Consider the following 6,568-nt stretch of genomic DNA (forward strand, 5'->3'; position numbering starts at 1 on the left):
GGCCGCGTCACATGGATCCTGGTCGCTTCCTGGCGCTCAACCCGACAAGAATCCATGTGACGCGGCGCCCGCGCACCGCGCTACTCCACGGTGAACGCCTTCGTGTCGACGGTCGGGCCGGGGCCCTCGCCGTCGGAGGGGTCCGCGGTGGCGGCGACGAACGTGTACTCGCCCGGCTCCAGCACCGACAGGTCCAGGTCGGCCGACCACGGGTAGAGGTGGTCCAGCCAGCCCTCGGCGGTGGCGAAGGAGTCGGTGACGTCGGCGCCGTCGGCGTCGAGCACCTGCCACGGCACCGTCGCCTCGAACGAGCTGGCCACACCGCCCACGGTGGCGCTGTCGCCGGAGAGCGGCTCGTCCAGGCCGGTGATCACGTTGACCAGCGCGAGCACGTTCAGCTCCTTCTGCGCCTCCGCCCCGCTGGGTACGCCGAGGTAGTCGACCTGCTCGCCGTCGAGCAGGAACTCGACCGGCGCGGCGCTGATGGCCGTCGGGTCGTAGTCCTCGCCGGTCTGCACGGTCTGCAGCGTCCACACCAGCTGCTGCACGGCGAGCTTCGCCTCGGCCGCACTCATCCCGGCGGGGCGCTCGGTCCACGAGGCGTCGGCGATCTCGACCGTGTAGGCGCCGTCGGTCCCGGCGCCGGCCAGCCCGGTGCCGTCGACCAGGCTGCCGGCCGGGACCAGGGTCGCGTAGTCGGGATCCTCCGGGCCGTCCATCAGGAAGCCGACCACGTCCGTCGCGGCGACACCCGCGTGGAGCTCGCGGAAGAGGCGCGGGCCGTGCGGGGTCTCGCCGACGTAGAACGGCGTCACCAGCAGCTCTCCGGCCGCCTCGGCGCCGTCCGTGGCCTCGCTCGCCGGTGCCGACGCGGTGTCGCTGGCGGTGGCGCTGGCGGTGTCGCTCGCGGTGTCCTCGGCGTCGCTCGTCCCGTCGTCGCCGCAGCCGGCGAGGCCGCCCAGCGCGAGGGCGGCGACCGCCAGGGTCGGGATCGCGCGGCGCATCCGGTGGCGGGGATGGGGTCGGCGCATGGCTTGTCCTCCGTGTCGGTGTCGGGAGCGGGCGGTCAGGGGATGACGACGGTGCGGTCGTCGCTGAAGAGCCCCGGGCGGTCGGTGGTCTGGCCGACCGAGCGGGCCGACGCCTCGAAGACGTACTCGCCGGCGGGCAACCCGCTGACGTCGATCGGCGGCGTCTGCCAGCCCCGGGCGTGGTCGGTGGTACCGCCCTCGCCGGCGTCGAGCAGTTCGGCGCGGCCCCGGGCGACGACCTCGCCGCCGGGGGCGGTCAGCGTCCACCGGACGGTGCGCACGTACTCGGCGAGCGTGCCGCGCGCCGTCAGGTCGGCGTCGAGCCGCTGGCCCTCGGTGGGGTCGCTGACGCCGACCGGCGCGGTCACCGCGTACTGCCGGTCGCGGGCGACTGCTCCCTCCGTGGGCACGCCCAGCACGGTATCCGCCGGGGCGCCCCCGAACGTGAAGGCGACGGGTACGGCGCGTCCCGCCGCGGCCTCGGCCGTGTAGACGACCTGCTGGAGGCCCAGTCGCGCCTCCCCGCGGGAGATCTGCGGCGGACGCCGGAGGGCCTCCGCGCCGAGGTCGACCACGATCGTGTCGCCGTCGACCTCGGCGGCGGCGAAGGAGTCGGCAGGCCACAGGGTGCGGTAGTCCGGGTCGAGGGGGCCGTTCTCGGCGGTGAGGGCGTCCAGGGCGGCGAGGACCACCGCCGAGTCATCCGACCCGCCGTCCGCGCCCTCCGCGCCGCCGGCGTCCGCCGCGTCGCCCGCCCCGGGCACCGTGGCGAACTCCCGGAACAGCCGTGGGCCGGTCGCGGTGTCGGCGATGAAGTACAGCGCGGCGGTGTCCCCGTCCCCGCCGGCGACGACGACGCCGTCCGTGGTGGGCGGGGACGCCGGTCCGTTCCCGGTCACGGGCGCGCTGCCCCCGAGCAGGGTGCCCAGGGCCAGGCCGACGGCGACGACCGCCGCGGTGGCCAGTCCGGCGCCGAGCGCGATCGACAGCCACCGGGTGCGGGCGCGCCGGTGACCGGGGGCGGTGCGGCGCCGGATCTCGCCCAGCCGGTCAGGGGGCTCGATGCCGGCGGCCGCGTCGTGGAGCGCGGCGCGGAGGTCCTCGGGGGGCTGGTCCCCGGCCGGCGGGAGGTCGGGACGGTCGGGCATGGTCAGGTTCCCCTCACATCAGGCCCGAGACGGCTCAGTACGGTCCGCAGCGCCGCGGACCCGCGGGAGGCATGGCTCTTCACTGCGCCGCGGCTGATGCCCAGCGTCGCGGCGATCTCGGCCTCGGAGAGGTCGAGGTAGTAGCGCAGCACCAGCACCTCGCGCTGCCGGCGGGGCAGCTCGGCGAGGGCGGCCAGGACACGGCGGCGCTCGTCGCCGGCCAGCACCGGCTGGTCCGCGCCGGGCGTGTCCGCGGCGTCGGTCTGCCGCTCCAGGAACCGCTGCACCACCGAGCGGTGCCGCAGCGCCGAGCGCGACCGGTTCACCACTGCCTGGCGCAGGTACGCCGCCGCGTGGTCCGTGTCGTCGAGCCGGTCCCAGCGCTCGTGCACCGCGACCAGCGCGTCCTGGACGATCTCCTCGGCCTGCCCCTCGTCGTGGACGAGCAGGTAGGAGAGGCGGACCATGCGGTCCCAGTGCCGCCGGTAGAGCTCCTCCACCGCGGCGTCGGCCTCGGCGTGGTCGTCCCGGCTCACGGCGTACCCCACCCCGGGGCCGGGAACGGGAACCGCTGCATGAAGAGCCACGCTAGTCACACGAACGAGGGACGCCAGTGGTTGACACGGCGTGGCCCCCGGTGCGGCGCGTCTGGGAGGCTGGTCCCGTGACTTCCGACGAGACCTTCGACGAGAGCTGCCTGTTCTGCAAGATCGTCGCCGGCCAGATCCCCGCCGACGTGGTGCACACCGGTGAGCGGACCGTGGCGTTCCGCGACATCGCCCCGAAGGCGCCCCTGCACGTGCTGGTGGTGCCGCGCGAGCACCAGCCGAACGCGGCCGCCATCGCCGCGTCGAACCCGGCCGCGACCGCCGACCTGATCACGGTCGCCCGCGAGGTCGCCATCGCCGAGGGGTACGACGACTACCGGCTGGTCTTCAACACCGGGGCGGGCGCCGGGCAGACGGTCTTCCACGCCCACGTGCACCTGCTGGCCGGGGGCGACCTGCCGTTCGCGGCCGGCTGAACCGCGGAGGGCTTTCTCGGTGGGACGGGAGGGGGCCCCTCCCGTAGCATGGGAGCACCCTTCCGCCGCACCGCAGAAAGACCGGATGACCGACCAACACGCCCCGTCCCGCCACTCCGGCACCCGCCACACCGTGGTGGTGCCCAACAGCATCGACATGGTCAGCCTGTTCGGTCCCGGTGACGAGCACCTCGTCCAGCTGGAGCGCGCCTTCCCCGTCGACGTCCACGTGCGCGGCAACCGGGTCACCCTGAGCGGCGCTCCCGACGAGGTCGTGCTCGCCGAGCGGCTGCTCGACGAGCTCGTCGCGATCCTGCGCACCGGCCAGGGCCTGAGCCCCGAGACCGTCGAGCGGGTGGCCGGGATGCTGCGCCAGCAGCACGCCTCCGACGAGCGCCCCGCCGACGTGCTGAGCCTCAACATCCTCTCCAACCGCGGTCGCTCGATCCGGCCGAAGACGCTCAACCAGAAGCGCTACGTGGAGACGATCGACCAGCACACGATCACCTTCGGCATCGGCCCGGCCGGCACCGGAAAGACCTACCTGGCGATGGCCAAGGCGGTCCAGGCGCTCCAGGCCAAGCAGGTCAACCGGATCATCCTGTCCCGCCCGGCCGTCGAGGCGGGGGAGAAGCTCGGCTTCCTGCCGGGCACGCTGAGCGAGAAGATCGACCCGTACCTGCGTCCGCTCTACGACGCGCTGCACGACATGGTCGACCCCGAGTCGATCCCCAAGCTGCTCGCGGCCGGCACCATCGAGGTCGCCCCGCTGGCGTACCTGCGCGGCCGCAGCCTCAACGACTCCTTCATCGTGCTCGACGAGGCGCAGAACACCACGCCGGAGCAGATGAAGATGTTCCTGACCCGGCTCGGGTTCGGCTCCAAGATCGTCGTCACCGGCGACGTGACCCAGGTCGACCTCCCCTCCGGCACGAAGTCGGGGCTGCGGGTCGTCGAGGAGATCCTCGACGGCGTGGACGACCTCGCGTTCGTGCGCCTCACCGCCCACGACGTGGTCCGCCACAAGCTGGTCGGCCGCATCGTCGCGGCGTACGACGAGTTCGACGCCAAGAAGCAGGTGGCCGACGAGGCGCGGCACGGCGGCACCCGGCCGCCCAGGAAGACCCAGCGAAAGGGCACCGAGCAGTGAGCATCGAGATCCTCGACGAGTCCGGGAGCGGCCTGGACGTCCGTCACTTCTCCGAGCTGGCCCGTTTCGTGATGGACCGGATGCGCGTCCACCCGATGGCCGAGCTCTGCGTCAAGGCCGTCGACGAGGACACCATCGCCGAGCTCAACGAGAAGTGGATGGAGAAGGAGGGGCCCACCGACGTCCTCGCCTTCCCCATGGACGAGCTGCGTCCCGGGAAGGTCAACGAGGAGCCCGAGGAGGGCGTGCTCGGCGACCTGATCCTGTGCCCGGCGGTGGCAGAGCGCCAGGGCGCCGAGGCCGGCCACGGCACGCTCGCCGAGCTCGAGCTGCTCACGGTGCACGGCATCCTCCACCTGCTCGGCTACGACCACGCCGAGCCGGAGGAGCACAAGGAGATGTTCGGCCTGCAGGACGAGCTCCTCGCGCAGTGGCGCGGCTGAGCCCGGATCCAGGCTGATTACTCGATGAGCAGTGGTGATCTGTGGCAGCTGGGAACGGCTGCCCTCCTCGTCGTCCTCGCCGGACTCTTCACCGCCGCCGACGCGGCGGTCTCGTCGTTCTCCCGCGCCCGCGCCGCCGAGCTGGAGGCCGAGGGCCGCGCCGGCGCGCGCCGCCTGGTCGGGATCCTCGACGACGCCCCGCGCCACCTGAACACCGCGCTCCTGCTGGGGCTGCTGTGCGAGGTGGCCGCGATCGTGCTGGTGACGCTCTTCTTCTCGGAGGAGATCGACGGCTGGTGGACCAGCCTCGCCGTCTCGATCGCCGTGATGCTGGTGGTCTCCTTCGTGGTCATCGGCGTCGCCCCGCGGACGCTGGGCCGCCAGCACGCCGAGCGCGTCGCGCTCTACTCGGCGTGGCCGCTGGCGGCGCTGACCACGGTCCTCGGCCCGCTGCCGCGGCTGCTGATCGCCGTCGGCAACGCGATCACGCCCGGACGCGGCTTCCGTGAGGGCCCGTTCTCCACCGAGACCGAGCTGCGCGAGATGGTCGACCTGGCCGAGGCCACCGAGCTGATCGAGGCCGAGGAGCGGAGGATGATCCACTCCGTCTTCGAGCTCGGCGACACGACGCTGCGCGAGGTGATGGTGCCGCGCGGCGACGTCGTCTACGTCGAGGCGCACAAGAACCTGCGCCAGACGCTCTCGCTGTTCCTGCGCTCGGGATTCTCCCGGGTTCCGGTGGTCGGCGAGAACCTCGACGACATCCGCGGCATCGCGTACCTCAAGGACGTGGTGCGCCGCGACTTCGAGGCACCGGACGTGGAGCTGACCCAGCGGGTGGAGGAGATCATGCGCCCCGTCCACTGGGTGCCCGAGTCGAAGCCCGTCGACGACCTGCTCCGCGAGATGCAGGCGCGCCGCCAGCACGTCGCGGTCGTGGTCGACGAGTACGGCGGCACCTCCGGCCTGATCACCATCGAGGACCTGCTGGAGGAGATCGTCGGCGAGATCACCGACGAGTACGACGCCGCCGAGATCGAGGTCGAGGAGGTGGAGCCGGGCACGTTCCGGGTCTCGTCCCGCTATCCCGTGGACGACCTCGACGAGCTCTTCGGCGAGCCCGTCAACGAGGAGGACGTCGACTCGGTCGGCGGGCTGCTCGCGAAGCGACTGGGCCGGGTGCCGATCCCGGGGTCGGTCGTCGAGGCCCACGGCCTACGCTTCGAGGCGGAGCAGGCGTCGGGACGCCGCAACCGGATCGGGACGGTGCTGATCGCGCGCGCCGGGGACCGCACGAACCACCAGGAGGAGACGGACGATGAGTGAGCTGTCGGCCGAGGACAGGAAGCTGCTGACGCTGGCGAGGGCCACCCGCGCCCGGATCCAGGCCGCCGAGGGGGCCGCGGTGCGCGACACCGACGGCCGCACCTACGCCGCCGCGACCGTCGCCCTGCCGTCGCTGCGGCTGAGCGCCGTCGAGGCCGTCGTCGCGATGGCGGTGGCCTCGGGCTCCTCGGGGGTCGACGCGTGCGTGGTGCTCGGCGACGCGGGGGCCCTGTCCGAGGGCGACGCGGCCGTCCTGGGCGACTTCGCGGGCGGGGCGGGCGTGGTCGTCCACACCGGCGACCCCCGCGGCACGATCGGCGCGACGACCACCCTCTGAGCCCTGCCGGTGGTTGAGGTGCGAGCGCAGCGAGCCCTGCCGGTGGTTGAGGTGCGAGCGCAGCGAGCCCTGCCGGTGGTTGAGGTGCGAGCGCAGCGAGCCCTGCCGG

Annotated in this window: 8 protein-coding genes; 5 read left to right on the forward strand and 3 right to left on the reverse strand. The window is 73.2% G+C overall.

Going from position 1 to position 6,568, the window contains the following annotated elements; all coding sequences use genetic code 11:
- Positions 1–80: 80 nt before the first annotated feature.
- The 3 genes from ABLM29_RS17920 to ABLM29_RS17930 are packed head-to-tail and all read right to left on the reverse strand — an operon-like array spanning position 81 to position 2,715.
- Positions 81–1,031: a Gmad2 immunoglobulin-like domain-containing protein gene (locus ABLM29_RS17920; protein ID WP_349715805.1), complete on the reverse strand. Its 951-nt coding sequence runs from the start codon at positions 1,029–1,031 to the stop codon at positions 81–83.
- 35 nt (positions 1,032–1,066) lie between these two features.
- On the reverse strand, positions 1,067–2,179 hold the full coding sequence (locus ABLM29_RS17925; RefSeq protein ID WP_349715806.1) for a GerMN domain-containing protein: 1,113 nt from the start codon (positions 2,177–2,179) through the stop codon (positions 1,067–1,069).
- 2 nt (positions 2,180–2,181) lie between these two features.
- A complete protein-coding gene (locus ABLM29_RS17930) occupies positions 2,182–2,715 on the reverse strand; it encodes a SigE family RNA polymerase sigma factor (RefSeq protein WP_349715808.1) in 534 nt (177 codons plus the stop codon).
- 128 nt (positions 2,716–2,843) lie between these two features.
- On the opposite strand from ABLM29_RS17930, the gene ABLM29_RS17935 reads away from it, so the two are divergent.
- From ABLM29_RS17935 to ABLM29_RS17955, 5 genes are all read left to right on the forward strand, one after another.
- Positions 2,844–3,203: an HIT domain-containing protein gene (locus ABLM29_RS17935; protein WP_349715809.1), complete on the forward strand. Its 360-nt coding sequence runs from the start codon at positions 2,844–2,846 to the stop codon at positions 3,201–3,203.
- 85 nt (positions 3,204–3,288) lie between these two features.
- Positions 3,289–4,353: a PhoH family protein gene (locus tag ABLM29_RS17940; protein WP_349715810.1), complete on the forward strand. Its 1,065-nt coding sequence runs from the start codon at positions 3,289–3,291 to the stop codon at positions 4,351–4,353.
- Complete coding sequence (gene ybeY / locus ABLM29_RS17945) at positions 4,350–4,796, forward strand: rRNA maturation RNase YbeY (RefSeq protein ID WP_349715811.1); 447 nt, start codon at positions 4,350–4,352, stop codon at positions 4,794–4,796. Before ABLM29_RS17940 ends, ybeY begins: the two co-directional genes overlap by 4 nt.
- A 24-nt stretch (positions 4,797–4,820) precedes the next feature.
- Positions 4,821–6,122 carry a hemolysin family protein gene (locus ABLM29_RS17950; RefSeq protein ID WP_349715812.1) on the forward strand — a complete coding sequence of 434 codons (1,302 nt, stop codon included), beginning with the start codon at positions 4,821–4,823 and terminating at the stop codon, positions 6,120–6,122.
- Positions 6,115–6,459 (forward strand): cytidine deaminase-like protein, encoded by a 345-nt coding sequence (locus tag ABLM29_RS17955; protein WP_349715814.1) that lies wholly within the window; start codon positions 6,115–6,117, stop codon positions 6,457–6,459. Before ABLM29_RS17950 ends, ABLM29_RS17955 begins: the two co-directional genes overlap by 8 nt.
- The last annotated feature ends 109 nt before the right edge of the window (positions 6,460–6,568 follow it).

Source organism: Nocardioides sp. YIM 152588 (assembly GCF_040191335.1).
GTDB lineage: Bacteria > Actinomycetota > Actinomycetes > Propionibacteriales > Nocardioidaceae > Nocardioides.

Coding starts and splice junctions, on each gene's coding strand:
- ABLM29_RS17920 (WP_349715805.1), bottom strand. CDS start 1,031: ATGCGCCGACCCCATCCCCGCCACCGGATGCGCCGCGCGATCCCGACC.
- ABLM29_RS17925 (WP_349715806.1), bottom strand. CDS start 2,179: ATGCCCGACCGTCCCGACCTCCCGCCGGCCGGGGACCAGCCCCCCGAG.
- ABLM29_RS17940 (WP_349715810.1), top strand. CDS start 3,289: ATGACCGACCAACACGCCCCGTCCCGCCACTCCGGCACCCGCCACACC.
- ABLM29_RS17950 (WP_349715812.1), top strand. CDS start 4,821: ATGAGCAGTGGTGATCTGTGGCAGCTGGGAACGGCTGCCCTCCTCGTC.
- ABLM29_RS17955 (WP_349715814.1), top strand. CDS start 6,115: ATGAGTGAGCTGTCGGCCGAGGACAGGAAGCTGCTGACGCTGGCGAGG.